The 25,134-nt window shown below is 72.2% G+C and carries 24 protein-coding genes; 15 read left to right on the forward strand and 9 right to left on the reverse strand.

Annotation, left to right across the window (positions count from 1 at the left end):
• Positions 1-238: 238 nt before the first annotated feature.
• Positions 239-988, forward strand: a complete 750-nt coding sequence (locus AB0K00_RS46825) for a M23 family metallopeptidase (RefSeq protein ID WP_363535941.1) — start codon at positions 239-241, stop codon at positions 986-988.
• A gap of 7 nt (positions 989-995) precedes the next feature.
• Here AB0K00_RS46825 and AB0K00_RS46830 read toward each other — a convergent pair whose 3' ends face one another.
• Both AB0K00_RS46830 and pta read right to left on the reverse strand, forming a co-directional pair.
• Positions 996-1,346, reverse strand: a complete 351-nt coding sequence (locus AB0K00_RS46830) for a VOC family protein (protein WP_363535944.1) — start codon at positions 1,344-1,346, stop codon at positions 996-998.
• On the reverse strand, positions 1,343-3,415 hold the full coding sequence (gene pta, locus AB0K00_RS46835) for a phosphate acetyltransferase (RefSeq protein WP_363535947.1): 2,073 nt from the start codon (positions 3,413-3,415) through the stop codon (positions 1,343-1,345). The genes AB0K00_RS46830 and pta overlap by 4 nt, the downstream gene beginning before the upstream one ends.
• Positions 3,416-3,433: 18 nt before the next feature.
• Between pta and AB0K00_RS46840 the strand changes: the two genes are divergently transcribed.
• Complete coding sequence (locus AB0K00_RS46840; RefSeq protein WP_363535950.1) at positions 3,434-4,573, forward strand: acetate kinase; 1,140 nt, start codon at positions 3,434-3,436, stop codon at positions 4,571-4,573.
• Positions 4,574-4,708: 135 nt separating this feature from the next.
• On the opposite strand, the gene AB0K00_RS46845 is transcribed toward AB0K00_RS46840, so the two are convergent.
• Positions 4,709-6,097, reverse strand: a complete 1,389-nt coding sequence (locus AB0K00_RS46845) for an aminotransferase class I/II-fold pyridoxal phosphate-dependent enzyme (RefSeq protein WP_363535953.1) — start codon at positions 6,095-6,097, stop codon at positions 4,709-4,711.
• Between the two features lie 154 nt (positions 6,098-6,251).
• On the opposite strand from AB0K00_RS46845, the gene AB0K00_RS46850 reads away from it, so the two are divergent.
• From AB0K00_RS46850 to AB0K00_RS46885, 8 genes are all read left to right on the forward strand, one after another.
• Complete coding sequence (locus tag AB0K00_RS46850; protein ID WP_363535956.1) at positions 6,252-7,091, forward strand: nitrilase-related carbon-nitrogen hydrolase; 840 nt, start codon at positions 6,252-6,254, stop codon at positions 7,089-7,091.
• The gene (gene hydA, locus AB0K00_RS46855; protein WP_363535959.1) at positions 7,088-8,491 is read left to right on the forward strand and encodes a dihydropyrimidinase; all 1,404 of its coding nucleotides are present in this window, start codon (positions 7,088-7,090) and stop codon (positions 8,489-8,491) included. Before AB0K00_RS46850 ends, hydA begins: the two co-directional genes overlap by 4 nt.
• Positions 8,492-8,508: 17 nt before the next feature.
• The gene (locus AB0K00_RS46860) at positions 8,509-9,990 is read left to right on the forward strand and encodes a CoA-acylating methylmalonate-semialdehyde dehydrogenase (RefSeq protein WP_363535962.1); all 1,482 of its coding nucleotides are present in this window, start codon (positions 8,509-8,511) and stop codon (positions 9,988-9,990) included.
• Between the two features lie 4 nt (positions 9,991-9,994).
• Positions 9,995-11,005, forward strand: coding sequence for a TIGR03842 family LLM class F420-dependent oxidoreductase (locus AB0K00_RS46865; protein WP_363535965.1), 1,011 nt, complete (start codon positions 9,995-9,997; stop codon positions 11,003-11,005).
• A complete protein-coding gene (locus AB0K00_RS46870) occupies positions 11,002-11,862 on the forward strand; it encodes an ABC transporter permease subunit (protein ID WP_363535967.1) in 861 nt (286 codons plus the stop codon). Before AB0K00_RS46865 ends, AB0K00_RS46870 begins: the two co-directional genes overlap by 4 nt.
• Positions 11,859-12,617: an ABC transporter ATP-binding protein gene (locus tag AB0K00_RS46875; protein WP_363535970.1), complete on the forward strand. Its 759-nt coding sequence runs from the start codon at positions 11,859-11,861 to the stop codon at positions 12,615-12,617. The genes AB0K00_RS46870 and AB0K00_RS46875 overlap by 4 nt, the downstream gene beginning before the upstream one ends.
• Positions 12,618-12,693: 76 nt before the next feature.
• A complete protein-coding gene (locus tag AB0K00_RS46880) occupies positions 12,694-13,452 on the forward strand; it encodes an ABC transporter permease (protein ID WP_363535973.1) in 759 nt (252 codons plus the stop codon).
• A 17-nt stretch (positions 13,453-13,469) separates the two neighbouring features.
• Entirely contained in the window at positions 13,470-14,603 is a 1,134-nt protein-coding gene (locus tag AB0K00_RS46885; RefSeq protein WP_363535976.1) for an ABC transporter substrate-binding protein, read from the forward strand.
• 32 nt (positions 14,604-14,635) lie between these two features.
• Here AB0K00_RS46885 and AB0K00_RS46890 read toward each other — a convergent pair whose 3' ends face one another.
• Together AB0K00_RS46890 and AB0K00_RS46895 are read right to left on the reverse strand one after the other, a co-directional pair.
• Positions 14,636-15,901, reverse strand: coding sequence for a hypothetical protein (locus tag AB0K00_RS46890; protein ID WP_363535979.1), 1,266 nt, complete (start codon positions 15,899-15,901; stop codon positions 14,636-14,638).
• Complete coding sequence (locus AB0K00_RS46895) at positions 15,898-16,386, reverse strand: SigE family RNA polymerase sigma factor (RefSeq protein ID WP_363535982.1); 489 nt, start codon at positions 16,384-16,386, stop codon at positions 15,898-15,900. The genes AB0K00_RS46890 and AB0K00_RS46895 overlap by 4 nt, the downstream gene beginning before the upstream one ends.
• 75 nt (positions 16,387-16,461) lie before the next feature.
• Here AB0K00_RS46895 and AB0K00_RS46900 point away from each other — a divergent pair, with 75 nt between their 5' ends.
• Positions 16,462-16,881: a hypothetical protein gene (locus AB0K00_RS46900; protein WP_363535984.1), complete on the forward strand. Its 420-nt coding sequence runs from the start codon at positions 16,462-16,464 to the stop codon at positions 16,879-16,881.
• Here AB0K00_RS46900 and AB0K00_RS46905 read toward each other — a convergent pair.
• From AB0K00_RS46905 to AB0K00_RS46915, 3 genes are read right to left on the reverse strand one after another with little or no spacing between them, the layout of a single operon-like run.
• Positions 16,871-17,506: a response regulator transcription factor gene (locus AB0K00_RS46905; protein WP_363535986.1), complete on the reverse strand. Its 636-nt coding sequence runs from the start codon at positions 17,504-17,506 to the stop codon at positions 16,871-16,873. The two genes, AB0K00_RS46900 and AB0K00_RS46905, sit on opposite strands and share 11 nt — an antisense overlap.
• Complete coding sequence (locus AB0K00_RS46910) at positions 17,458-18,747, reverse strand: sensor domain-containing protein (RefSeq protein ID WP_363535989.1); 1,290 nt, start codon at positions 18,745-18,747, stop codon at positions 17,458-17,460. The genes AB0K00_RS46905 and AB0K00_RS46910 overlap by 49 nt, the downstream gene beginning before the upstream one ends.
• Before the next feature lie 46 nt (positions 18,748-18,793).
• The gene (locus AB0K00_RS46915; protein ID WP_363535992.1) at positions 18,794-19,777 is read right to left on the reverse strand and encodes a hypothetical protein; all 984 of its coding nucleotides are present in this window, start codon (positions 19,775-19,777) and stop codon (positions 18,794-18,796) included.
• A gap of 99 nt (positions 19,778-19,876) precedes the next feature.
• On the opposite strand from AB0K00_RS46915, the gene AB0K00_RS46920 reads away from it, so the two are divergent.
• The 4 genes from AB0K00_RS46920 to AB0K00_RS46935 all read left to right on the forward strand — a co-directional run bounded on the left by AB0K00_RS46920 (position 19,877) and on the right by AB0K00_RS46935 (position 23,933).
• Positions 19,877-21,760 carry a M48 family metallopeptidase gene (locus tag AB0K00_RS46920; RefSeq protein WP_363535995.1) on the forward strand — a complete coding sequence of 628 codons (1,884 nt, stop codon included), beginning with the start codon at positions 19,877-19,879 and terminating at the stop codon, positions 21,758-21,760.
• A gap of 10 nt (positions 21,761-21,770) precedes the next feature.
• Positions 21,771-22,346 (forward strand): DUF4240 domain-containing protein, encoded by a 576-nt coding sequence (locus AB0K00_RS46925; protein ID WP_363535998.1) that lies wholly within the window; start codon positions 21,771-21,773, stop codon positions 22,344-22,346.
• Between the two features lie 73 nt (positions 22,347-22,419).
• The gene (locus AB0K00_RS46930; RefSeq protein WP_363536001.1) at positions 22,420-23,253 is read left to right on the forward strand and encodes a hypothetical protein; all 834 of its coding nucleotides are present in this window, start codon (positions 22,420-22,422) and stop codon (positions 23,251-23,253) included.
• On the forward strand, positions 23,208-23,933 hold the full coding sequence (locus tag AB0K00_RS46935; protein WP_363536004.1) for a hypothetical protein: 726 nt from the start codon (positions 23,208-23,210) through the stop codon (positions 23,931-23,933). Before AB0K00_RS46930 ends, AB0K00_RS46935 begins: the two co-directional genes overlap by 46 nt.
• On the opposite strand, the gene AB0K00_RS46940 is transcribed toward AB0K00_RS46935, so the two are convergent.
• Complete coding sequence (locus AB0K00_RS46940) at positions 23,878-25,122, reverse strand: MFS transporter (RefSeq protein ID WP_363536007.1); 1,245 nt, start codon at positions 25,120-25,122, stop codon at positions 23,878-23,880. The two genes, AB0K00_RS46935 and AB0K00_RS46940, sit on opposite strands and share 56 nt — an antisense overlap.
• Between the last annotated feature and the right edge of the window lie 12 nt (positions 25,123-25,134).

The raw sequence follows: 25,134 nt of genomic DNA on the forward strand, positions 1-25,134 counted from the left end.
CCCGGCCAACCTGCCACGCCGTGCCGCGCTCCGTGCCGCGCTGTGCCGGGCTCCATGCCGCGCTCCGCGCGCCGTGCGGCGCGCGCCGTGCCGCGCGCCGTGCCGTGCGTCGTGTTGCGCTGCGTGCTGCCGAGGCGTGTCCCGTCCCATCCGGTGCGGGTGCCGCCGCGGTGCGGGTGCGGCAGGCGGGGGATGGTGTGGTGCGGAGGGTTGTCGTGGGGGCGTAGGGTGGCGGGCGATGTTTGCGCTGCGCACCAGGCTTGCCGGTGTCGTCGTGCTGGTGGCGCTCGGCGTCGCCGGCTGTGGCGGCGACCCTGACCCGACCAGCACTTCGACCACCACCGGCGCGGCCTCGTCGCCCGGGCAGCAGGTCGCCGAAGGCGCGTCGGGCCTCCCGCCGTCGACCGGCTCCAGCCCGGCGGCCGGCCCCAGCGTGGCGGCCAGCGGTGACGTGGCCGGCGGGCAGAAGGTCAAGCACGCGTTCCCGGTGCAGGGCAAGGCCTCCTACGCGCGGACCCACCACGACTACCCGGCCAGCGACATCATCGCCGCGTGCGGGCTGACGGCGGTCTCGCCCGTGGACGGCACGGTGCTCGAGGTCACGCGGACCGACACGTGGACGGCAAAGGTCAACGACGGTGCGACGCGCGGCGGGCTGTCCGTGTCGATCCTCGGCGGGGACGGGATCCGCTACTACATGTCGCACTTCTCCACGATCGACCAGGGCATCGAGGCGGGCACCGTGGTCAAGGCGGGGCAGCCGGTGGCGAAGGTGGGTCGCACCGGGGACGCCGGCGCCTGTCACGTCCACTTCGGGATCGGGCCGCTGTGCCAGAAGACCGGCGACTGGTGGACCCGCCGTGGCGTGATCTGGCCGTGGTCCTATCTGGACGCGTGGAAGGCGGGCACCGAGAAGTCACCGGTCGCCGACGTCGAGAAGTGGCAGCAGCAGCACGGCTGCCCGACCAAGCCGCTGACCAACCCGTGAGCCCCGCTCAGTCGTAACAGAGGCAGAACGGGTGGCCGGACGGGTCGCTGTAGACGCGGAAGCCGGCCTCCTTCGTGGACAGCAGGGTCGCGCCCAGCCGCAGCACCGTCGACTCCGCGGCGTCGATGTCGTCGACCTGGATGTCGAGGTGGATCTGCTGCGGGAAGTTGGGGTCGGGCCACAGCGGTGGCCGGAACTCCGGGGCGTGCTGGAAGCTGAGCTTGGTGGTGCCGTCGCCGATGTCGACCCAGTCGCCGTCGACGCGGGTGACCGGCAGGTCGAGCAGCTCGGAATAGAACCGGGCGAGGGCCTGCGGGTCGGGGGAGTCGAGAACCACCGAGGTGAGTTTCGCCGTCATGCCTCCATCGTGCCCGACGGGTCTGACAAAAAACCTTGTGCCTGGATCGCGGTGATGGCGACGGTGTTGACGATGTCCTTCACGGTCGCGCCGCGGGACAGGTCGTTGACGGGTTTGCGCAGGCCCTGCATGACGGGGCCGACCGCGACCGCGCCCGCCGAGCGCTGCACCGCCTTGTACGTGTTGTTGCCCGTGTTCAGGTCCGGGAACACGAAGACGGTGGCCTGACCGGCGACGGTGCTGCCCGGCAGCTTCGTGGCCGCCACCAAAGGGTCGACGGCGGCGTCGTACTGGATCGGGCCCTCCACCGGCAGCGACGGGCGGCGGGAGCGGACGAGCGCGGTCGCCGAGGCCACCTTCGTCACGTCGGCGCCGGCACCGGACGTCCCGGTGGAGTACGACAGCATCGCCACGCGTGGCTCGATGCCGAACTGGGCCGCCGTCGCCGCCGAGGACAACGCGATGTCGGCGAGCTGCTCCGCGTCGGGGTCCGGGTTGACGGCGCAGTCGCCGTACACCAGGACACGGTCGGGCAGGAGCATGAAGAAGACGCTGGAGGCGACACCCAGACCCGGCACCGTCTTGATGATCTCGAACGCGGGCCGGATCGTGGCCGCGGTGGTGTGCGTGGCACCGGAGACCATGCCGTCGGCGAGACCGAGATGGACCATCATCGTGCCGAAGTAGCTGACGTCGCGTACCACGTCCCGGGCCAGATCCAGCGTTACGCCCTTATGCGCCCGTAAGTCCGCGTAAATCGGTGCGAAGCGCTCCAGCAAATCGGACGTCGCCGGATCGATGACCGAAGCATCCGAAATGTCCAGACCAAGGTCCCGCGCCTTCGCCGCGATCACGGCAGGATCGCCCAGCAGCGTCAACGCCGCCACGCCCCGCCGCAGCAGGATGTCCGCCGCCCGCAGGATCCGCTCCTCCGTGCCCTCCGGCAGGACCAGGTGCCGCCGGGTGGTGCGGGCGCGGTCGATCAGGTCGTACTCGAACATCAGCGGCGTGACCCGCGTCGACGCCGTCAGCTCCAGCGCCGCGGCGAGGGCCGCCGTGTCCACGTGCGATTCGAACGCCCCGAGCGCCGCCGCCACCTTCCGCGGATTGTCCGGCCCGAGCCGGTGCTCCATCCGCGTCGACGCCGCGATCGTGTCGTAACTTGCCGTCGGTACCGACAACACCGCGAGACCCGTGTTCAACCGCTCGAACAGGCTGAGCGCCGCGGGGTCCGGGGCGATCCCCAGCGTCAGCACGATCCCTGCCAGGGGCACCGTGCCGGAGGCGTGCGCCGCGGCCGCCGCCACGAGCAGGTCCGCCCGGTCGCCCGGGGTGATCAGCAGGCAGTTGTCCGTCAGGTGCGCCAGGACCGCCGGCACCTGCGCCGCGCCGACGACGTAGTCAAGCACGTCACGTTCGAGCGAGGCCGGTCCGGCACTCAGCACGCTCGCGCCCAGCGCCGCCGCGACCTCCGCGACCGTCGGCGCCGCCACCGTCGCCACGTTCGGGATCGAATAGCAGGGCACCGGCAGCTCCGGCGGCGGGACCGAGGACTTGTTGACCACGACCGCGGCGACGGTCGCGTCGAGCTCGACGAGCCCGTGATACGCCTGCCGCGCCACCGACCCGACGGTCCCGGCGTCCAGGTCGGCGCCGTTGACGACGGCGACCACGACCGCGCCGAACTCGTTGGCGAGCCGGGCGTTGAGCGCGAGCGTCGGCGACTGCTCGTCGTCGAGGTCGCTGCCGATGACGATCACGGCGTCGTGGTCGCGCGCGATCGGCCGGAACCGCTCCACGATCCGCCCGACGAGGCCCTCCCCGTCACCCGCCGACAGCATCGCCGCCGCTTCCGCCGAGGTCACCCCGAAGAGCTCGGAATGCTCGTTCTGGATGTGGTACCGCGAACGCAGCAGCGACAACGTCGGGTCCGGTGCCGCATCATCGACGAACGGGCGGAACACCCCGATCCTGGGCACCTTCCGCGACAGCAGCTCGGCGAGACCGAGCGCGACGGCGGACTTGCCGGATCCGGGTCCGTGTTCGACCAGGTACACGATGCGGGCCACAGCAGTAGTCTGCCTGTCATGATCCTCGTGCTCAACAGCGGCTCGTCGTCGGTGAAGTTCCGGGTCGTGGACCTCGCCGACCCCGCCGCCGGCGACCGCGGCACGGTCGAGCGGATCGGCGAGCCCGGTGGCGTGCCCGACCACGGCGCGGCCCTGGCACAGATCCTCGGCGGCCTGGACGCCGCCGGCATCACCGCCGTCGGGCACCGGATCGTGCACGGCGGCGCCAGGTTCACCGCACCGGCCGTCGCCGACGACGCGATGCTCGACGTCCTGCGGGAGCTGACGCCGCTCGCGCCGCTGCACAACCCGGGCGGCATCGCCGGCATCGAGGCCGCCCGCGCGGCGCTGCCCGACGTGCCGCACGTGGCCGTGTTCGACACCGCGTTCCACGCGACCCTGCCTGCCGCGGCCCGCACCTACGCCCTGGACCGCGATCTGGCCTCGCGGCACGGGATCCGCCGGTACGGCTTCCACGGCACCTCCTGCGACATCGTGTCCCGCCGTGCCGCCGAGCTGCTCGGCCGTCCCCTCGATTCGCTCAACCTGATCGTGCTGCACCTGGGCAACGGCGCCAGCGCCACCGCCGTCCGCGGCGGCCGCAGCGTCGAGACCTCGATGGGCCTCACCCCGCTCGAAGGTCTGGTGATGGGCACCCGGTCCGGTGACGTCGACCCGGCCGTGCTGAGCTACCTGCACCGCGCCGCGGGCCTCGACTTCGCCGCCGCCGAGGAACAGCTGCAGCGCCACGGCGGCCTGAAGGGTCTCGCCGGCGCCAACGACATGCGCACCGTCCTGGAGCGGCGCGCGGCCGGCGACCCCGATGCGGCGCTTGCGTTCGACGTATACTGCCACCGGCTCAAGAAGTACGTCGGCGCGTACCACGCGGTGCTTGGCCGCCTCGACGCGATCGTGTTCACGGCGGGGGTGGGCGAGCACGCCGCCCCGGTCCGCGCGGCGGCTCTGGACGGTCTCTCGGAGTGGGGGATCACCGTGGATCCGGACCGTAATGCCGCGCACGCGCCGGTGATCTCACCGGAGGGGGCGCGGGTCGCGGTGTGCGTCGTGCCCACGGATGAGGAACTCGCCATTGCCGAACAGGTCCAAGCCGCGACGCAGGACAGACTACGCAACGTAGCGCCGTCGGAGATCAATTAGGTGCGACAGGTTACGGTCTGTAGAGCAGTCAGGCAGCCGGGTCCGACCTGACGCCCGCCGTAGCGCAACGTCAGCGCCAGTTGCAGTTGCAGTTGCAGTGGCAGCGGAGCGCCGGCCGCGGGGGCAGGTGAAGCGCTAGCGCCAGCCGCGGGGGTGGTTGGCGGTGCGGGGGCCGCTGCCCCGGGCCGCAGCGCCCGCGGCTTCGGCGAGCACGTCGGCGAGCTCGTCGAACCCGTCGCGGACCAGCCCCGCGGTGACCCGGACGTGGTCGCTGTCGAGGTGGCTGACCTCGAACGGGGCGCCGGGCGCGACCGCGATGCCGTGCGCCGCCAAGGTCAGCATCGCCACCTGCTGGTTGGCGACCGCCATCCACAGGTTGATCCCGTCGGCGGCGGTCGCCGTCACGCCGCGGGCGTCGAGGGCGTCGAGGAGGGCGGTGCGGCGGCGGGCGTACTCGTCGCGGGCGTGCGCGATCTGGTCCACTGTGGACGGATCGGTGAGCAGCTCGACGAGGACGGCCTGCAGCAGGCGGCTGGACCAGCCGGGGCCGAGGAGCCGGCGGTCGGTGACGGCGGTGACCACGTCGGCGGGGCCGCCGATCGCGGCCAGGCGCAGATCGGGGCCGTGGCTCTTGGAGAAGCTCAGCACGTGCACGGTGCGGTCGGGCAGCCGGCGGCCGAGGCTGACCGGGGGTGCGGTCGCGATGTCGCCGGCGTGGTCGTCCTCGATGACGGTCACGGCGGGGTGCTTGGCCAGGACGCGGGCGAGCTTGTCCGCGCGGGCCTGGGTCATGCTCGCGCCCGTCGGGTTGTGGGCGCGGGGCTGCAGGTACACCGCGACGGGCTCGTAGCTGCTGAGTGCCGTGGCAAGGTCCTCGGGGCGCATGCCGTGCTCGTCGATGGCGACGCCGATGACCGTGGCGCCGACCGCCTCGAGCAGGTCCAGCATCGGCGGGAACGCGGGGTTTTCGACCAGGACGTGGTCGCCGAAGCGGACCACGGTGCCGGTGATCCTGTCGAGCGCGTCCATGGCGCCGTCGACCACGGTCAGCTGCGCGGGCGGGAACGGCCAGCGTGAGCGCAGCACCGTCTCCAGCGACGGCAGGACCGCGCCGTCGAGGTAGCTGGTGGTGAGCCGGGCGTTGCCGATGCGGCGCAGCGCGTCGGTCAGCGACGGCAGCAGGTCGTAGTCGGGCACGCCGGTGGAGTAGTCCCGCACGAGGCCCGCGCCCAGCTCGCCGACCCGGCCGCCGAGCTGCGCATACCGCAGGCGCTGGCGGGGCAGGGACGGGGTGGCGACGAAGGTGCCGGAGCGGCCCCGGGTCTGGATCGCGCCGGCGCGGGCCAGGCTGCGCCACGCCTCGGAGACGGTGGTGGGGCTGATCCCGAGCTCACGCGCGACGTCGCGCACCGTCGGCAGGCGGGAGCCCGCCGGCAGCGTCCCGGCTGTCACCAGGCGGCTGACGGCGGCGGCGATTCCGCGGGCGCTGCGGTCGTCGACCGCCCCGGCGATGAGCGCGAGCAAATTACATCTCCGAAACATTCTGTAACGCTTGGACCATTGTCCGCCTAGATTTGTGTCGTTAGTGTCCTACGGCATCCGACCCGACACAAGGTCAACGCCGCAGAAGCCAGGACGCCGCAGAAGGACACAGTGGACTGACCAGAGAGGGGCAGCCATGGCGAATGTCATCCGAGCCGCCATCGTCCAGACAGGCTGGACGGGCGACAAGGAGTCGATGATCAAAGCGCACGAGGACTATGCGCGGCAGGCCGCGGCGCAAGGCGCGAAGGTGATCTGCTTCCAGGAGCTGTTCTACGGACCTTACTTCTGCCAGGTGCAGGACAAGGCCTACTACGAGTACGCAGAGTCCATCCCGGGCCCGACCACCGAGCGCTTCCAGGCCCTGGCCGCGGAGCTCGGCATGGTGATGGTGCTGCCGATGTACGAGCAGGAGCAGCCCGGCGTCCTGTACAACACCGCCGCCGTGGTGGACGCGGACGGCAGCTACCTCGGCAAGTATCGCAAGAACCACATCCCGCAGGTCAAGGGCTTCTGGGAGAAGTTCTACTTCCGGCCCGGCAACCTCGGCTACCCCGTCTTCGACACGGCGGTCGGCAAGGTCGGCGTCTACATCTGCTACGACCGGCACTTCCCGGAGGGCTGGCGGGCGCTGGGGCTCAACGGCGCACAGATCGTGTTCAACCCGTCCGCAACCAGCCGCGGGCTGTCGGCCTACCTGTGGCAGCTGGAGCAGCCGGCCAGCGCGGTGGCCAACGAGTACTTCATCGGCGCGATCAACCGCACCGGCATCGAGGACCTCGGCGACAACGACTTCTACGGCACCTCCTACTTCGTCGACCCGGAGGGCAAGTTCGTGGGTGAGGTCGGCGACGCGCACAACCCTGAGCTGATCGTCCGCGATCTGGACCTGGACCTCCTCGCCGAGGTGCGGGACCGATGGCAGTTCTACCGGGACCGGCGCCCCGACGCGTACGGGGACCTGGTGAAGCCGTGATCCTCATCAAGGGCGGGACCGTCGTCGGTCCCACGGGCGCCATCCCCGCGGACGTGCTCGTCGTGGGGGAGCAGGTCGCCGCGATCTTCGCGCCCGATCAGGGGCCGCAGGAGGGCGACTTCGAAACGATCGACGCGACCGGCAAGCTCGTCATCCCCGGCGGCGTCGACGCGCACACCCACATGGAGCTGCCGTTCGGCGGCACGTTCGCCAGCGACACGTTCGACACCGGCACCCGCGCCGCGGCGTGGGGCGGCACGACCACCATCATCGACTTCGCCGTGCAGCGCACCGGTGAGGTGGTACAGGACGGGCTCGCCGCGTGGCACGGCAAGGCCGACGGCAACTGCCACGTCGACTACGCGTTCCACATGATCCTCGGCGGCGTCGACGACGAGTCGCTCAAGGCGATGGACACCCTCGTGGCCGACGAGGGGATCACCAGCTTCAAGCTGTTCATGGCGTACCCGGGGGTCTTCTACAGCGACGACGGCCAGATCCTGCGCGCGATGCAGAAGGCCCGCGACAACGGTGCCATGATCATGATGCACGCGGAGAACGGGCCGGCGATCGACGTGCTCGTCAAGCAGGCCCTGGAGCGGGGCGAGACCGACCCGATCCACCACGGCCTCACCCGTCCCGAGGCGCTGGAGGCGGAGGCCACCAGCCGCGCCATCTGGCTCGCCGGCGTCGCGGCCGACTGCCCGCTGTACATCGTGCACCTGTCGGCGAGCAAGGCCCTGGAGCAGGTCGCCGCCGCCCGCGACCTCGGCCGCAACGTGTTCGCCGAGACCTGCCCGCAGTACCTGTACCTGACGCTCGAGGACCAGCTCGGCGCGCCCGGCTTCGAGGGCGCCAAGTGGGTCTGCTCGACGCCGCTGCGCAGCAAGCACGAGACGCACCGCGCCGACCTGTGGAAGGGCCTGCGCAGCAACGACCTGTCGGTCGTGTCCACCGACCACTGCCCCTTCTGCTTCAAGGACCAGAAGGAGCTCGGCATCGGGGACTTCTCGAAGATCCCCAACGGCATCGGCAGCGTCGAGCACCGCGTCGACCTGCTCTACCAGGGTGTCGTCGACGGCAAGCTCAGCCTCGCCCGCTGGGTGGAGACGATCGCGACCACGCCCGCGCGCATGTTCGGCCTGTTCCCGAAGAAGGGCATCATCGCGCCCGGGTCCGACGCCGACATCGTGCTCTACGACCCGGCGGCCCGCACCCGCATCGGCGTCGAGACGCACCACATGAACATGGACCACTCCGCCTGGGAAGGCTACGAGATCGCCGGGAAGGTCGACACCGTCATGTCCCGCGGGCGGGTCATCGTCTCCGACGGTGCCTACCACGGTGCCAAGGGCCATGGGCAGTACGTCCGCCGCGGACTGTCCGACTACCTGATCTGAAACAGAGGCAACAAGACATGCGTGAGATCAAGCATTGGCTCGACGGTGCTGCCATTGAAGGCACCAGTGGAAGGCAGTTGCCGGTCTGGGACCCGGCGACCGGTGAGCAGCAGGCGTACGTGGTCGCCGCCACGAAAGAGGAGACCGACCGGGCGGTCGCCAGCGCCCTCAAGGCATTCCCCGCGTGGCGGGCCGCGTCGTTGTCCCGGCGCGCCGAGGTGATGTTCCGGTTCCGGGAGCTCGTCGACGCGAACCGCAAGGAGATCGCGTCGCTGGTCAGCAAGGAGCACGGCAAAACGGAAGCCGACGCCGGCGGCGAGCTGGCCCGCGGTCTGGAGAACATCGAGTTCGCGACCGGCGCGCCGCACCTGCTCAAGGGCGGCTACAGCGAGCAGGCGTCGACCGGTGTCGACGTGTACTCGATCCGCCAGCCCCTGGGGGTGGTCGCCGGGATCACGCCGTTCAACTTCCCGGCGATGGTGCCGATGTGGATGTTCGCCAACGCGCTCGTCTGCGGCAACACGTTCGTGCTCAAGCCGAGCGAGAAGGACCCGTCCGTCTCGCTGCTCCTCGCCGACCTGCTGCGCCAGGCGGGGCTGCCCGACGGCGTGTTCAACGTCGTACAGGGCGACCGGGTCGCCGTGGAGACGCTGCTGAGCCACCCGGACGTGCAGGCGCTGAGCTTCGTCGGCTCCACCCCGATCGCGAAGGCCGTCTACGAGGCCGGCACGAAAGCGGGCAAGCGGGTCCAGGCGCTCGGCGGCGCGAAGAACCACATGGTCGTGCTGCCCGACGCCGACGTCAACGCGGCCGCCGACGCCGCGGTCTCCGCCGGGTACGGCTCGGCGGGGGAGCGGTGCATGGCGATCTCCGTCGTCGTCGCCGTCGGTGCCATCGCCGACCCCCTGGTGGCGGCGATCAGCGAGCGGATCGGCCGGATCGCGGTCGGCCCGGCCAGCGACCCGTCTGCGGAGATGGGCCCGCTCATCACCCGCGAACACCGCGACAAGGTCGCCGGATACCTGCAGAACACCGAAGGGGAGGTCGTCGTCGACGGCCGCGACGCGCCGGTCAGCAGCGGCCCGGGATTCTTCCTCGGCGCGTCACTGGTGGACAAGGTCAGCACCGGCGAGGCGCTGTACAAGGACGAGATCTTCGGCCCGGTCCTGTCCGTCGTCCGAACAGACACCTACGACGAGGCCCTGAAGCTGGTCAACGACAACGAGTACGGCAACGGCACCGCGATCTTCACCCGCGACGGTGGCGCCGCCCGGCAGTTCCAGTACGACGTGGTCTGCGGCATGGTCGGCGTCAACGTCCCCGTGCCGGTCCCGGTCGCCTACTACAGCTTCGGCGGCTGGAAGTCCTCGCTCTTCGGCGACCTGCACATGTACGGGCCCGAAGGGATCCAGTTCTACACGCGCAGCAAGGTCGTCACCTCCCGCTGGCCGGACCCGGCCACCTCGGAGGTCGACCTCGGATTCCCGAAGGTGCGGTGACCAGATGGACGTAGGGGTGGTGCTGCAGTGCGACCCGCCCGCCATGGGCGTCGTCGAGCTCGCGAAGCAGGCCGAGGCGGCCGGTTTCAGCCACGTGTGGACATTCGACTCGCACGTGCTGTGGCAGGAGCCGTTCGTCATCTACAGCAAGATCCTCGCCGACACCGAACGGGTGATCGTCGGGCCGATGGTGACCAACCCCGGCACCCGCGACTGGACCGTGACGGCGTCGCTGTTCGCCACCCTCAACGAGATGTACGGCAACCGCACCGTCTGCGGCATCGGCCGCGGCGACTCCGCGGTGCGGGTCCTCGGCAGCCGGCCGACGACCCTCGCGGAGCTGCGCGAGTGCGTGCAGGTGATCCGGGAGCTCGGCAACGGCCGGCAGGTGCACCTGCGCGACCGGGACCTGCAGTTCGCGTGGGCACCCGACAGCCGCCTCGAGGTGTGGGTCGCCGCGTACGGGCCGAAGGCCCTGGCGCTGACCGGTGAGGTCGGCGACGGGTACATCTTGCAGCTCGCCGACCCCGACATCGCCGCGTGGATGATCAAGGCGGTGCGGGACGCGGCGGAGAAGGCAGGCCGCGACCCGGCGGCGATCAAGTTCTGCGTGGCGGCGCCGGCGTACGTCGGCGACGACCTGACACACCAGCGGGAGCAGACGCGCTGGTTCGGCGGGATGGTCGGCAACCACATCGCCGACATCGTCGAACGGTACGGCAGCTCAGGGGCGGTCCCGACGGCCCTGACCGACTACATCGCGGGCCGCAAGGGCTACGACTACGCCGAGCACGGCCGGGCCGGCAACACGCACACCGACTTCGTGCCCGACGAGATCGTCGACCGGTTCTGCATCCTGGGCCCGGTCGAGGAGCACCTGAAGCGGATCGCGGAGCTCAAGGAGCTCGGTGTCGACCAGTTCGCGGTGTACCTGCAGCACGACGCGAAGGAATCGACGCTGCAGGCGTACGGCGAGCACATCATCCCGGCCGTCACGAAACCTGTCACAAGATGAAGAAAATCGTCGGCGCCCTCGGGGGGTTGATCGTCTTCGCCCTGTTGTGGGAGGGGTACAAGGCGGTCGGTAACCCCGAGGGCACCGCGGTCCTCGGGGTGAAGATCCTGCCGCGCGCCGACGACCTGTCGATGCCGCACCTGCTGACCGTGGCGCAGCGGCTCGGCAAGCCGGAGCTCACCGGTGGGCGGCCGGTGTGGCAGGTGGTGTTCGACGCGTGCCTGTTCACGCTCGGTGTGACTGCCGTCGGGTTCGTCGTGGGTACGGCCATCGGCTTCGTCCTGGCGACGCTCATGCAGCGGTTCCGGGTCGTCGAACGGGGCCTGCTGCCCTATGTGGTGCTGTCGCAGACGGTGCCGCTGGTCGCGCTCGCCCCGCTCGTCGCCGGGTGGAGCGGCGCGCTGTCGTTCGGTCCCTACCCGTGGCAGGACTGGATGACCGTGTCCGTCATCGCCGCGTACCTCGCGTTCTTCCCCGTCGCCGTCGGGCTGCTGCGCGGGTTGCAGTCACCGACGGCCAGCGGCGTGGAGCTGATGCGCAGCTACGCGGCCGGCTGGTGGCGCACCTACGCGAAGCTGCGGCTGCCCGCGGCGCTGCCGTTCCTGTTCCCGGCGCTGCGCCTCGCCGGTGCCGCCGCCGTCGTCGGCGCGGTCGTCGGCGAGATCTCCACCGGCACCCGCGGCGGGATCGGCCGGCTCGTCATCGAGTACTCCCGGGAGGCCACCTCTGACCCCGCGAAGGTCTACACCGCCATGCTCGGCGCCGCCGTCCTCGGTCTCGTCGTCGCCGCCGTCGTCAGCCTGCTCGAGCTCCCTCTCATGCGGCACAGGCGTAGGGTCGAGGTGAACGTCATATGACCGCGGTGTCGATCGCCGGCGTCAGCAAGGTGTTCAACGCGGGCCGCCCCGATGAGGTGGCCGCACTGTCCGACGTGGACCTCACCGTCGACAGTGGACAGTTCGTGTCCCTGATCGGGCCGTCCGGGTGCGGCAAGAGCACCCTGCTGCGGCTCATCGCCGACCTCATCAACCCTACCGCCGGCACCGTCACCGTCGCCGGGAAACCGGCCGCACAGGCCCGCCGCGACCAGGAGTACGGCATCGCCTTCCAGCAGGCGGGGCTCTTCGAGTGGCGCACCGTGCGCCGCAACGTCGAGCTGCCCCTGGAATTGCGCAAGATGGGGCGCGCGGCCCGCAAGGAGAAGGCCGAGGAGATGCTCAAGCTGGTCGGCCTGTCCGATTTCGCCGGGCACTATCCGGCGCAACTGTCCGGGGGCATGCAGCAGCGGGTCGCGATCGCGCGGGCGCTGGCCGTACACCCGCCGCTGCTGCTGATGGACGAGCCGTTCGGTGCCCTCGACGAGATGACGAGGGAGCGGCTGCAGGGCGAGCTGCTGCAGATCTGCGCCAAGACGGGCACGAGCACGGTGTTCGTCACGCATTCGATCTCCGAGGCGGTGTTCCTGTCCGACAAGGTCGTCGTCATGTCCGCCCGGCCCGGCCGGATCACCGCGACGATCGACATCGACCTGCCGGGCCGCGACGAGGCGGCCAGGCAGTCCCCGGCCTACTTCGAGCACGTGACCGAGGTCCGGAAGGCGCTACGGGCGTGAGCGGCCAGCGAAGCGGCTCGGGCCGCTCACCATGTGACAGCCCCAGCCGGCGCCGGAGCGCAGCGGAGGTGGCGGCATGAGGTACGTCCGGTCGATCCTGCCTCCGGTGCTGGTCGGCGTCGCCGCGATCGCACTGTGGGAACTCGTCGTCAAGGCCGGGCGGATCGCGCCGTTCATCCTGCCCGCGCCGTCGGCGATCTGGGCGCAGCTGGTCGAGCAGCGCGACAACGTCGTCGACGCGGCCCTCGCCAGCGGCGCCAACGCCCTCGTCGGGCTCATCGGCGGCACCGTCGTGGCCATCCTCGCCGCGCTGGTGTCCAGCCGGTCGAAGCTGCTCAGCGACGTCGCGGTGCCCTACGCCGCGGTCGTCAACGCGCTGCCGATCATCGCCCTCGCCCCGATCCTCAACAACATGTTCGACTCGACGAGCAGCCTGCCGCGGCGGGTGGTGGCCGGGATCATCGCGTTCTTCCCGGTCTTCATCAACACGCTGCGCGGCCTGCGGGAGGTCGACCCGACCCACCGCGAGCTGATGGACAGCTACGCGGCGAGCGGGTGGACCTTCGCCCGGCTGGTGCGCCTGCCCGGCGCGCTGCCGTACGTCTTCACCGGCCTGCGGCAGGCGTCGTCCCTTGCGGTCATCGCCGCCGTCGTCGCCGAGTACTTCGGCGGCCTGCAGGACGGCCTGGGGGCGCGGATCACCTCCGCCGCCGCGTTCACCGCGTATCCCCGAGCGTGGGCGTTCGTGGTCGGCGCCTGCGCCCTCGGGCTCGTCTTCTACCTGACCACGCTCCTGCTGGAGCGTCTCGCAATGCCCTGGAAGGCCCGTTCATAAAAGCCGGAGGAACCCCCATGAGAACCAGGTCCCTCATCATCGGCACCGCCGTCGCCAGCCTCCTGCTGACCGGCTGCGGCACCGCCGACTCCGACAAACCCGCCACCACCACCAGTGGCGGCGTCACCACCGTGAAGCTGCAGCTGCAGTGGTTCTTCCAGGCCCAGTTCGCCGGCTACATCGCCGCCGTCGACAAGGGCTTCTACAAGGAGCAGGGCCTCGACGTCCAGCTGATCGAGGGCGGCGTGGACATCGTGCCGCAGACCGTCCTGGCCACCGGCAAGGCCGACTACGCCGTCGCCTGGGTGCCCAAGGCCCTCGCCTCGCGGGAGCAGGGCGCCGGCATCACCGACGTCGGGCAGATCTTCGCCCGGTCCGGCACCTACCAGGTCGCGTTTGCCAGCAGCAACATCAAGTCCCCGGCGGACTTCAAGGGCAAGAAGGTCGGCAACTGGGGCTTCGGCAACGAGTTCGAGCTCTTCGCCGGCATGACGAAGGCCGGTCTCGACCCCGGCAAGGACGTCACCCTCGTGCAGCAGCAGTTCGACATGCAGGCGCTGCTGAAGAAGGAGATCGACGTCGCGCAGGCCATGTCCTACAACGAGTACGCGCAGCTGCTCGAGGCCACGAACCCGGCCACCGGCGCGCTGTACCAGCCTTCGGATTTTTCGATCATCGACTGGAAGACCGTCGGCTCCTCGATGCTGCAGGACGCCGTGTGGGCCAACACCGACAAGCTCAAGGACAAGGCTTACCAGGAGCAGACGGTGAAGTTCCTGACCGCCACGATCAAGGGCTGGGCGTACTGCCGTGACAAGCCCGAGGAGTGCCGCGACATGGTCGTCGCGAAGGGCTCCAAGCTCGGCAAGAGCCACCAGCTGTGGCAGATGAACGAGGTCAACAAGCTGGTGTGGCCGGCCGCGAAGGGCATCGGCATCGTCGACGAGGCCGCCTGGAACCAGACCGTCGACATCTCGATGACGACGAAGAACCAGGTCGGCGACACGGTGCTGAAGAAGAAGCCCGAGGGCCTGTCCTACACCAACGAGTACATGCAGCAGGCCGTCGACGCGGCGAAGGCCGCCGGCGTCGACGTGCTCGGCACCGCGTTCGCCCCGCAGACGGTCACCCTGACGGCCGGCGGCGCGTAACCACTCACCTGTCAGCACCGGCGGCCCGGGGATCACTGGATCCTCCGGGCCGTCCGGCGCCGGTGCGTGAGCACGGCGGCCAGCATCGCCCCGCCGACGAACACGAACATGCTGCTCAGGTAGACGACCGGGTTGGAGCGGGCGCCGTACCCGGGGTCGCCCGGCGGCCCGAACGCCCCGGCGACGGCGAGGTCGGCCGCGACGTCCAGGTCGTGGATGCCGGCGGGGGTCCGCAGCACGGTCCGGGTCCAGGTCGGCGACACCTCGACGACGCGCGAGGCGAGCGCGTCGGGCGCCGCGTACGGCCCCGGCTGCGCCCACTGCGCCTCGATCGGTGCCGCACCCGGGACCAGGTCACCGATGATCGCGACCGCGGTGTGGTCGGCGCGCCAGCCCAGCAGCCGCACCCAGCGGGCCTCCGGCACCATCCTGGCGAGCTGGTCGGTGAGCGTCCCGCCGTTGAGCACGAGCTGCCACCCGTTGTCGCCGACGGTGTGGTAGGCGGTCGCGAACGCGGATCCGTCCGGCAGCCAAGCGCCGGGCCCGGTCAGCACCCCGGCGTCCGCCGGCAGCGTGTCGAGGAGCGTGCCGGTGCGCACGTCGTACACCACGACCGCGGGACCCAGCATCAGCGCCACCTTGTCGTTGCCGGGCGCGACCGCCGCGCCGAGGCCCGGCACCACCCACCGGTCACCGACGTCGATGCGGGCGATGTCCGCGCGGCGGGCCAGGTCGAACAGCCCGACGGTGGGGCCGTCCTGGTGGACGACGAGGGTGCCGTCCGGGGAGAAGGCCCGCACCTCGCCCGGCACCCGCTGCTGGGCGCCGGTGACGAGCGACGTGACGGTGCCGTCGCGGGCGATCCGCGTCCCGTCCGGCGACAGCAGCACCTCGGACCCCGGCACGCCGTACACCGGATCGGTGAAATACCGGCAGCGTCGCCCGTCGGCGCTCAGCCCCGCGAACCGGCCCTCCTGCCACTCTCCGGTCGTCGCGGGGCCGCCGTAGATCGCCGCGGTGACCCCGAGGTCGCCGCTGCCGCCGGTGTACCAGGGAGGCACGGGCAACGCGGTCGCGATGGCCGCTCCGGCGTGCGCCTGACCGGGCACCGGCGGGTCGCCACCCAGCCGCACGCCCCAGCCGATCCCGGCCACGACCAGCAGCACGGCGACGGCCGCGACCGCCGCCGCCCGCCGGCCGCGGTGCCGGGCCCGCACCCGCTCGTAGAAGCCGTCGGGCAGCGTGCCGCGGGGCGCCTGCTCGGCGAGCGCCCGCAATCCGTCCCGGATCTGGGTCATGTGGTCACCTCCAGGACCGTGGTCAGTTCGGGCGCCAGGACCCGCAGCCGCTCCAGGGCGTGCCGGGTCTGGCTCTTGACCGTCCCGACCCGCACGCCGAGCCGGGCCGCGGTCTGCGCCTCGGTGCAGTCCTCGTAGAACCGCAGGACCAGCACCGCCCGCTGCTTCGGGGTCAGCCGGGCCAGGGCGTGGCGCATCATCAGCGCCAGCTCCGGCTCGGCGGCCGGCGGCGCGGCCCGCTCCGGCACCTCCCCGGTCAGCGTCTCCACCGCCCGGGACCGGCGGCGCCGCCACCAGCTGACGGACTGGGTGTAGAGGGCGCGCCGGGCGTACGCGGCCGGGTTGTCGAGCCGCTGCCAGCGCACCGCCAGGCGGGCCAGGACCGTCTGCACGAGATCCTCGGCGTCCTGGCGGTCACCGGTCAGCAGATACGCGGTCCTGGTCAGCGCGTCGATCTCGGCCCGGACGAAGTCGTCGAACGTCAACCCTGATCCCTTCCCTCACCGGTACTGACGCATGCCACCCCGGCGTTGGAGGGAACCCGCACGTAGTCTGGTCCCGTGCCGTCATGCTGGGATGTCTACGTGTGGGTCCCGCTGCGGCCGCCGGAGGTGCTGCGGGCGTTCGCCGACCGGTATGTCGCGGCCGCCGACGCCGCCGACGAGGAGCTGACCGCGCTGCTGGACACCGGCGCCGGCGCCGAGGGGCACACCCTGTATCTGCGGGGCCGGGAGCACCACTTCGCGATGATCACCCTCACCGACGACGGAGCGACCGTGCTCGGGCTCAGCATCGACGACCCGGACGGCTCGCCGCTGGTCCGCGCGCAGGCCGGCGACCTGATGGGCCGGCTGCGGGAGGAGTTCTCCGCGCCGGCCGCGATCGCCGACGTGGAGATGCCGCCACCGAGGTCGCGGCGGCACTGGCAGGACGAGATCCCGGCGATGCGGACCGGCACGGTCCCCGCCGTCACGCGTTGAGGTAGGCCAGGACCGCCAGGACGCGCCGGTTGTCGTCCTCGGACTGGGGCAGGCCCAGCTTGGCGAAGATGTTGTTGATGTGCTTGCCGACGGCCTTGTCGGTGACGAACATCCGGCCGGCGATCGCGGCGTTGGAGCGGCCCTCCGCCATCAGCCCGAGGACCTCGCGCTCCCGCGGGGTGAGCGCCGCGGTCGGCGCGCTGCGGGCGAGGAGCTGCGAGACGACCTCGGGGTCCATGGCGGTGCCGCCGCCCGCGACCCGGCGGACCGCCTCGACGAACTCGCCGACCGTGGCGACGCGGTCCTTCAGCAGGTACCCGACGCCGCCGCGACGGTCCGAGAGCAGCTCCCGGGCGTACAGCTGCTCGACGTGCTGGGAGAGCACCAGCACCGGCAGCCCGGGCGCCTCGGCCCGGGCGGCGATCGCGGCGCGCAGCCCCTCGTCGGTGAACGTCGGCGGCAGCCGCACGTCGACGACGGCCACGTCGGGGCGGTGTTCGAGGAGCGCGGCGCGCAACGCCTCACCGGTGTCGACGGCGGCCACGACGGTGAAACCGTAGGCGCTGAGGAGGCGGATCAACCCGTCGCGGAGGAGGGCGAGGTCCTCGGCGATGACAACACGCACGGCAGCTCCATGGTCAGCACGGTGGGACCGCCGGCGGGGCTGTCGACGTGCAGGCTGCCGTCGAACGCCCCGAGGCGGCGGGCGACGCCGGCCAGCCCGGAGCCACCGCTCAGCGAAGCACCGCCGGCGCCGTCGTCGCCGACGGTGATGTAGAGCGCGCCCCCGAGGTGGCTCAACGATACCCAGGCCGCCGACGCGTGCGCGTGCTTGACCACGTTGGTGAGGGCCTCCGCGACGGCGAAGTACGCCGCGGACTCGACCGGCGCGTCGGGCCGGCCGGCCAGGTCGACGTCCACGGTCACCGGGATCGACAAGGTCAGGGCCAGGGCGCGCACCCCGCCGTCGAGGCCGCGTTCGGCGAGGACCGGCGGGTGGATGCCGCGCACCAGGTGCCGCAGCTCGGCGAGGGCGAGGCCGCTGGCCTGGCGGGCCTCGGCGATGAGCGCCTGCGCGGCAGCGGGGTCGCGGGTGACGAGGTCCTCGGCCATGCCGAGGCTCATGCCGAGCGACACGATGCGGGCCTGCGCGCCGTCGTGCAGGTCCCGCTCGATCCGGCGCAGCTCGGCGGCCTGCGCGTCGACGACCTGGGTGCGGGTCTCGGTCAGCCGGTCGACCCGCTGGGCGAGCGCCGCGCCGCGGGTCGGGCCGAGCAGCAACCGGTCGAACTGGGCGAGCGCCCACAGCAGCCACGGCCCGGCGTACAGCGCACCGGCGGTGACCAGGGCACCCTGCGGCGGGACGCTGAGCACGTCGAGGGCGTCCTCGATCGGCCACGTGACGCCATAGCCGTAGTGGCCCGTCGCGGCGGCGATGATGAGCGCGACGCCGAGGAGACCTTCCAGCCCGTACACCAGCAGCACCGGACCGGCGATGCCCAGCAGCAGCCCGACGGGCGCGCCGGTCAGCAGCCACAGCAGGTCCCGCCAGGTTGCCGGGTCCCGGACGAGCCACAGCCAGCGGCGCGGGCTGCCGACGAACGCGCCCGCCGGCAGCGGCCGGTACGGCCGGGGGATGTCGATCCACGACCAGTCGCGGGCGGCCCGCCGGTGCAGGTCGGCATATGCCCGCACGAGCATCGCCACGAGCGGCGCCAGGACCAGCCCGACACCGACCACGGTCAGGGCGAGGGACACCACGGACAGCACGAGCAGGACGAGCTTGACCGGCGGCGACAGCAGCCCGAGCAGGGCCACCCGGCCGATGGCGACGACCCCGGCCCGCGTGAACGCCTTCACCCTCATGCCCCCATTCTCCGGACCGGACCGGCGGATGGCAGTGGGCTTAGCCCTACCCCCGGCCCACCTGCGCGTACCCCCGTGCGGTCGACCGGGCCCTGGTGAAGGCGACGTCCGGGGTGGCCAGGTAGGACCACGGCCAGCGGGTCACCCGGTCGCCGAGCACGTCGAAACGCTCCGCGGCGGCCGGCCGGTCACCGTTGAGCGTGAACGCCATCGCGAACGCGTTGTCGCCGGTGGCCCAGCCGGGGCGGCGCTCGTAACGGGGGTGCCGCACCGACCGGTCCGCGGCCAGCCGCAGCCGCTCGCCGACCTCGGGGCTGCCCATGTAGTCGCCGTCCTCGCCCTCGGGCAGGTCCAGCCAGTGCTCGATGTGCGCGTCGGCGACCAGCACCCCCAGCGGCGAGCCGGGCGGCGCGGCGGCGGCCGAGGACTCCGCGAACTCGTGCATGAGCTCGTGCGAGCCGCTCCACTTGTGGCACAGCTGCTGCAGCATGTGCGAGTGCGCGTCGCGGTGCCACGGGAACCGGCGGACCACCTCGTCGAAGCGGCGCCGGGTCTCGTCCAGGCCCAGCTGCCGGGCCCGGCCGAGGGTGACCAGCCCCGCCCACGGCGTCGGGTCGTCGGCGTCGAGGTCGGTCGCGTCGTCGAGGCAGTCCTCGGCGACCTTCAACCGCTGGAAGAAGAGCTTGAACGCCTCCTCGCTGACCGTCTTGGCCCGGCCGTTGCCGCGGGCCTGCCACGCCCAGTCGATCGCGAACTGGCCCTTGACGGTCAGCGCCGTCGCCTTCGCCTTACCGGTCTCCGCGTCGATCCACTCGTCGATCCAGGCGCCGTCGCCGGCGTGGTCGCCGAGGGTGCGGCAGTAGAAGTACCGGTCGTCGGGGTGCTCGACGTTGCGCAGGAACTCCGCCGCGGCCTGCCAGTCGCCGCGTTTCGCCGCCGCGATCAGCCGGGTCGCCTCAGGGTCGCCCTGCGCGGGGTCGACCTCGAGCCGCTCGATCCTGTCCGCCGCTCTTCGCCGGAATGGCCACATCGAAACGTTTCCTCCCCCGTTGTGGTCAGCGGCCCCGAACTATAGGGTCCCGTTCGCCGCGGCCGCTATCACCGCGGTGCTACGGGGAAGGAAACATCGATGGTTGTCGCCGTGCGCGCCTTCGTGTCGATCGTCATGCTGGCCGGGTTCTACGTGCTGGCCCTCGTCCAGTTCGTCGCCGGGGTCGTCCTCGCCGTCTGGGTGACATCGGTCACCACCGGCGCCGTCGGCGCGAAAATCGGCGGCGCGGTGTTCCTCGGCACCGTGTGGGCGGTCGGTCGCGGCACGTGGAAGGCCCTGCGGGCGGACCGTGCCGGCCCGCCCGGCGTCCCGCTCACCCCGTCCCGCGCGCCGCTGCTGTGGCAGGCGGTCCACGAGCTGTCCGCGGCCGTCGGCACCCGTGCACCCGACGAGATCCGCCTGGTCGCCGAGGTCAACGCCGCCGTCAGCGAGCGGACCCGGCTGATGGGCCTGATCGGCGGCCGGCGCAACCTGTACGTGGGGCTGCCGCTGCTGCAGACGTTCACCGTCGCGCAGCTGCGATCGGTCCTGGCCCATGAGCTCGGGCACTACTCGGGCAGCCACACCAGGTTCGCCGGGATCTCCTACCGGGGGCGGCTCGCCCTGGAACGCACGATCGGCCACATCAACCGGTCCAACCTGGCCGGGTGGGTCTTCCGCGCCTACGGCTGGCTGTTCATCCTGGTCGAGCACGCGGTCAGCCGCCGCCAGGAGCTGGAGGCGGACCTCGCGGCGGTGCGGGTCGCAGGCCGCTCCGCCGCGGCCGGTGCGCTGCGGGAGGTCGAGGTCCTCGACACCGCGTTCGACTTCTACATGCGCCGGTTCGTGCTGCCCGGCGTGGAGGCCGGCTACGTGCCCGACGACCTGTTCGGCGGTTTCGCCGCGATGCTGCGCGCCCGCGCGGAGGAGGTCTCGGCGCTGCGCGCCCGCATCTCCTCCTCCTCGTCCTCGTCCTCCTCCTCCGACGTGCGGGTGCCGAGCCGCTGGGACACGCACCCGCCGCTCGGCGTCCGGGTCGCCGCGATCATGGCCGCCCCCGAGACGACCGCCGCCATCGACAACGGCCCGGCGGCCGGTATCGTCGCCGACCTCGGCGCCGCCGGCCGGGCCCTGCAGGCGCTGACGCTGCGCCCGGACGGCGCGGTCCAGCTGCCGTGGGACGAGTTCCTCACCGCCACCGCGGCCGCCGCCCTGCAGGAGGAGTCCGACACCATGCTGCGGGTCTTCACCCGCGCCGCCGGCCAGCCGGTCGAGGACGTCGGCGCGGTCCTCGACCTGATCGGCGCCGGCCGCATCGACGACCTCGCCGCCCCGGTCCTGCCCGGCGCCACCCGCCGCGAGGCCCGCAAGGGCTTCGCCGAACCCCTCACCACCCTGCTCGCCCTCGCCGCCGTGCGTTCCGGCGCGGCCCGCTGGCAGCACTCCTGGACCGCCCCGGCGCGGCTGCTCGGCACCGACGACGCCCCGCTGGACCTCGCCGACGTCGCCGCGCTCGCCTGCGACCCGCTGACGCTGCCGGCTGCCCGGGAGCGCCTGCGGGCCCGCGGCATCGACGTCACTGCCGCCAAGCACGTCCGCCGCCGGGTCGGCACCGAACACGCCGGCATCCTCGCCGGGATCACCACCGTCATCGTCGACGGCCGGCGCGCCGACCTGCTCATCCTGAGCCACGGGCTGCTGCTGATGCCGGGGATGCCGCGGTACAAGACGGGCATGGCCCGTTACCGGATGCGCCGCTGGCTGGCCGGCGGCGACCCGCAGCAGCTCGCCGCCACCCCCGGCAGCCGGTTCATCCCGTACGAGGAGATCGCCACCGCCGTGCGCACCACCAAGGTCCGCTTCCGCTGGGAGATCACCCTGCACGACGGCACGGTGATGGAACTGCGCAACGGCGCCCAGAGCGAGGAGCACGCCGGCGCCCGGAACGTCTTCACCAAGGCCATCCACGCCGCCACCACCTGAGGAGCGCAGCATGGACGAGGACGGGTTCTGGCACCTGATCGACCAGGTCGACGACCGCGACCGGGCCGGTGCCGGCCGGATCACGTCGGTGCTGGTCCCGAGGCTCGCCCGGCTCCCGGTGCCACAGATCGCCGACTTCCACACGCTGCTGGTGCGGCAGTGCGACCGGCTGCTCAGCTGGGAGCTGTGGGAGGCCGCCGAGATCATCCTGCGGATGCCGGTGTCGGAGGACAGCTTCTACGGCTTCCGTCCGTGGATCGTCGCGCAGGGCAGACAGACGTTCGACGAGGTGCTCGACGATCCCGACCTGCTGGCCGAGCACCCGAAGATCGTCAGGCTGGCAGGCTTGCCGGGGATGTGGTCCAACGCCGACTTTCCGGAGGCGGAGGAGCTGATCGGCGTGGGGGAGCTGGCGTTCGACCGGGTGCTGGCCAAGCTCGCCCCGCGGTACGCGGCCCGCGTGGAGTGGCCGGCCGCCTTCGACCGGCGCCCCCGCGGCATCCCCGACGCGGCACCGCCACCGAAGTTCGGCGACGCCCAGCGGCTCGGGAAGCTCTACCCCTGGCTCGTCGAACTGTTCCCGTAGCCACGTCGTGCGTCGCCCGTCGCCCGTCGCCCGTCGCGCGGGAACCGGGGCGGGTCCCGCGGCGTGTAGGAGCGTGACCCTTCGCAGAAGAACGCTCCTCGCGGCGACCGCCGCCGCGGCCGGCGGCACAATCGCGCCGGCCCGGGCCTTGGCGGCACCCGGCGCCGCGCTCACCGTCCACGCCGTGGGCCGGTCCGGCGCACCCGCGGCGGGGTTCGTCGAGGTGATCCGGACCGACCGGCCCGCCGATCCGGTCGGCCTGCCCGTCGACGGGACCGTCACCGTCCCCGTCGAGCGCGGCACGTACCTCGTGGCCGTCGAGGTGCAGGGCGCCGGGGAGCGGACCTGGCTGGTCCGGCCCGAGCTGCGCGTCGACGGCCCGGTCACGGTGACCGCCGACGCGCGAGCCGGCCGGCCTGTCGCGGTCGCGGTGCCGTCCGCCGATGCCCGCCCCGAGCTGCTCGAGGTCCGGTACCGCATGCCGGTCCGCGGCGGCGACCCGTACGAGAACGGCTTCGCCGTCCGGGGCGACCTGCGCGGCGCGTACTTCGGCCCGCTCGGCCCCGAACGGTCCGCTGACGGGTTCCGGGTCATGGTCGCGGTCACCCTCGCCGCTCCCGGCGCCGCATATCTCCTCGGGTGGATGGTGTACGGGCGGCTCCCCGCCGGCCTGTCCCGCACCCTCACCGCCGGGCAGCTCGCCACCGTCGGCAACCGTTACGGGGCAAGGGTTCCCGGCGGGCAGGGCAGCACCTACAGCACGCCGCGGATGCCGGGCGGCGGCGGGGTGTTCGCCGCGGGGCTGCCGCTCGGGCCGCTGCCCGCGACCCGCGTCGAGCACTACACGTCGACGCCGGTGGGGTGTCATGGCGCACGGCGTTCGAGGAGCGGGCCGGAGAGGACCTGACGATCGCGCTGTCCGGGCCGGCGACCGCGTTCCGGGCGCTGCTGCACACCACCGCCGCCTGGAACGAGGGGGTCGCGGGTCCGAGCCTGGAGGCGCAGGAGCTGCCGGAGCAGTGGGTGTCGCGCAACGGTGACACGCTCGTCGTCGCGCCCCGGCTGCACGGCGACGGCGCCGGGCATCCCGGGCTGTCCACCTACCGGAGGGCGCGGACCGCCGTGTACCGCGACGGCGTCCTGCTCGGCGAGACCGGCACTGCGGACGGCGTGTTCGCGGTGCCGCCGGAGCCCGGCCTGTACCGTCTGGAGCTGCACGCCGAGCCGGCCGCGTTCGGCACCGTGGTCGACGTCGCGTGGACGTTCCGGTCCGAGCACGTGCCCGGCGCGGACTGGCGGCGGGTGCCGCTGCGGGCGGTGTCGTTCGACCCCGAACTACGGCCGGACGGCACGGCGCCCGCGGGGAGGGTGTTCCGGTTCCCGTACCGGATGACGACCCAGGCGACCGCAGCGGTGCGGCCGTGCGTGGACGTGTCCTACGACGACGGCCGCGCGTGGTTCCCGGCGGTCGTGACCGGCACGCACATCGCGGTCGCGCACCCGGCGGCGCGCGGCTGGGTGGCGCTGCGGGTCAGGGCCGAGGACCTCGAACAGACAACGCTTCGGGCGTACCCGTTCGGGCCTTGACGAGGAACGGCAGGGCGCACGCCGACACGGCGGCGGAGACGAGGAACGAGGCCGGGTAGCCCCACACGTCGGCGGCCCGGCCGAGCGCCGGCTGGGTGACGACGCCGCCGGTGGAGGCCATCAGCGAGTCGAACGACAGGATCGTCGCACGCTGCTGCGACGGGATGAGGCCGTTGACGTACGCCTGCCGCAGCGGCATCCCGGCCGAGCCGAGCAGTGCCCACAGCACGATGAGGACGAGCGCCGTCCAGAACTGCCCGGCGAGGCCGAGCCCGACCAGCGCGAGCACGCCGGTCGTCTCCAGGGCCAGGTAGGCGGTGAGGCGGTGCGGGAACAGCCGGGCGATCCGCTCGGCCACGAGCCCGCCGGCGATCTGGGCGCCGGCGACCGCGGCGGCGGCGATCCCGGCGATCCCGTAGGCGCGTTCGTCGTGGTACAGGTTGAGCAGGTGCGGCTGCAGCGCGTAGAACACGTAGACGCCGACACCGCCGGTGAACGGCGCGGCGAGCATCAGCAGCCGGACCTGGCGGACCCGCCAGCCGTACTGCACCGAGTCGGCGGCGATGCGGCGCATCCTGGCCAGCGGCGGCAGGCTCCGGTCGGGGGTGAACCCGAGGTCGCGCATGAGGACCGCGGCGAGGACGAACATCAGCGCGTACACGCCGGCGCGGACGAGGAACGGCACCCCGAGGTTGGTCAGCTGGGCCAGGTAACCGCCGGCGACGGAGCCGGTGAGCATGGCGACCCCGCCGATGACCTGCCCCCGCGCGAACACCGCCTCGAGGGGCCCGTCGTCGCCGGTGGCGGCGAGGGCGTCGACGAGCCACGCCTCGACGGCGCCGGAGAAGAACGTGAAGCCCAGGCCCAGCAGCAGCGACACGGCCGCCCACGGCCAGAACGGCGCGTGCAGCTGCCAGAGCCACACGTACAGGCCGGTGGTGACGGCCAGGGTCACGGTGCCGAGCAGGAACGACACCCGCCGGCCCCACAGGTCCGCGACGATGCCCGTCGGCACCTCGAACAGCACCATGCCGGCGGTGAAGCAGGCGTTCGCGGCGAACGCGGCCAGGTTCGACAGGCCGGCGTCGAGCAGGAAGATGGTGTTGATGCCCCAGATGAGCGACCCGGCGAGGGTGTTGCCGGCGGTGAGCAGGTAATAGGTCCGCCGGACCAGGGATGCCGTCAACACCCTCGCCACTGT

The organism is Dactylosporangium sp. NPDC049525, assembly GCF_040676755.1.
Lineage (GTDB): Bacteria > Actinomycetota > Actinomycetes > Mycobacteriales > Micromonosporaceae > Dactylosporangium.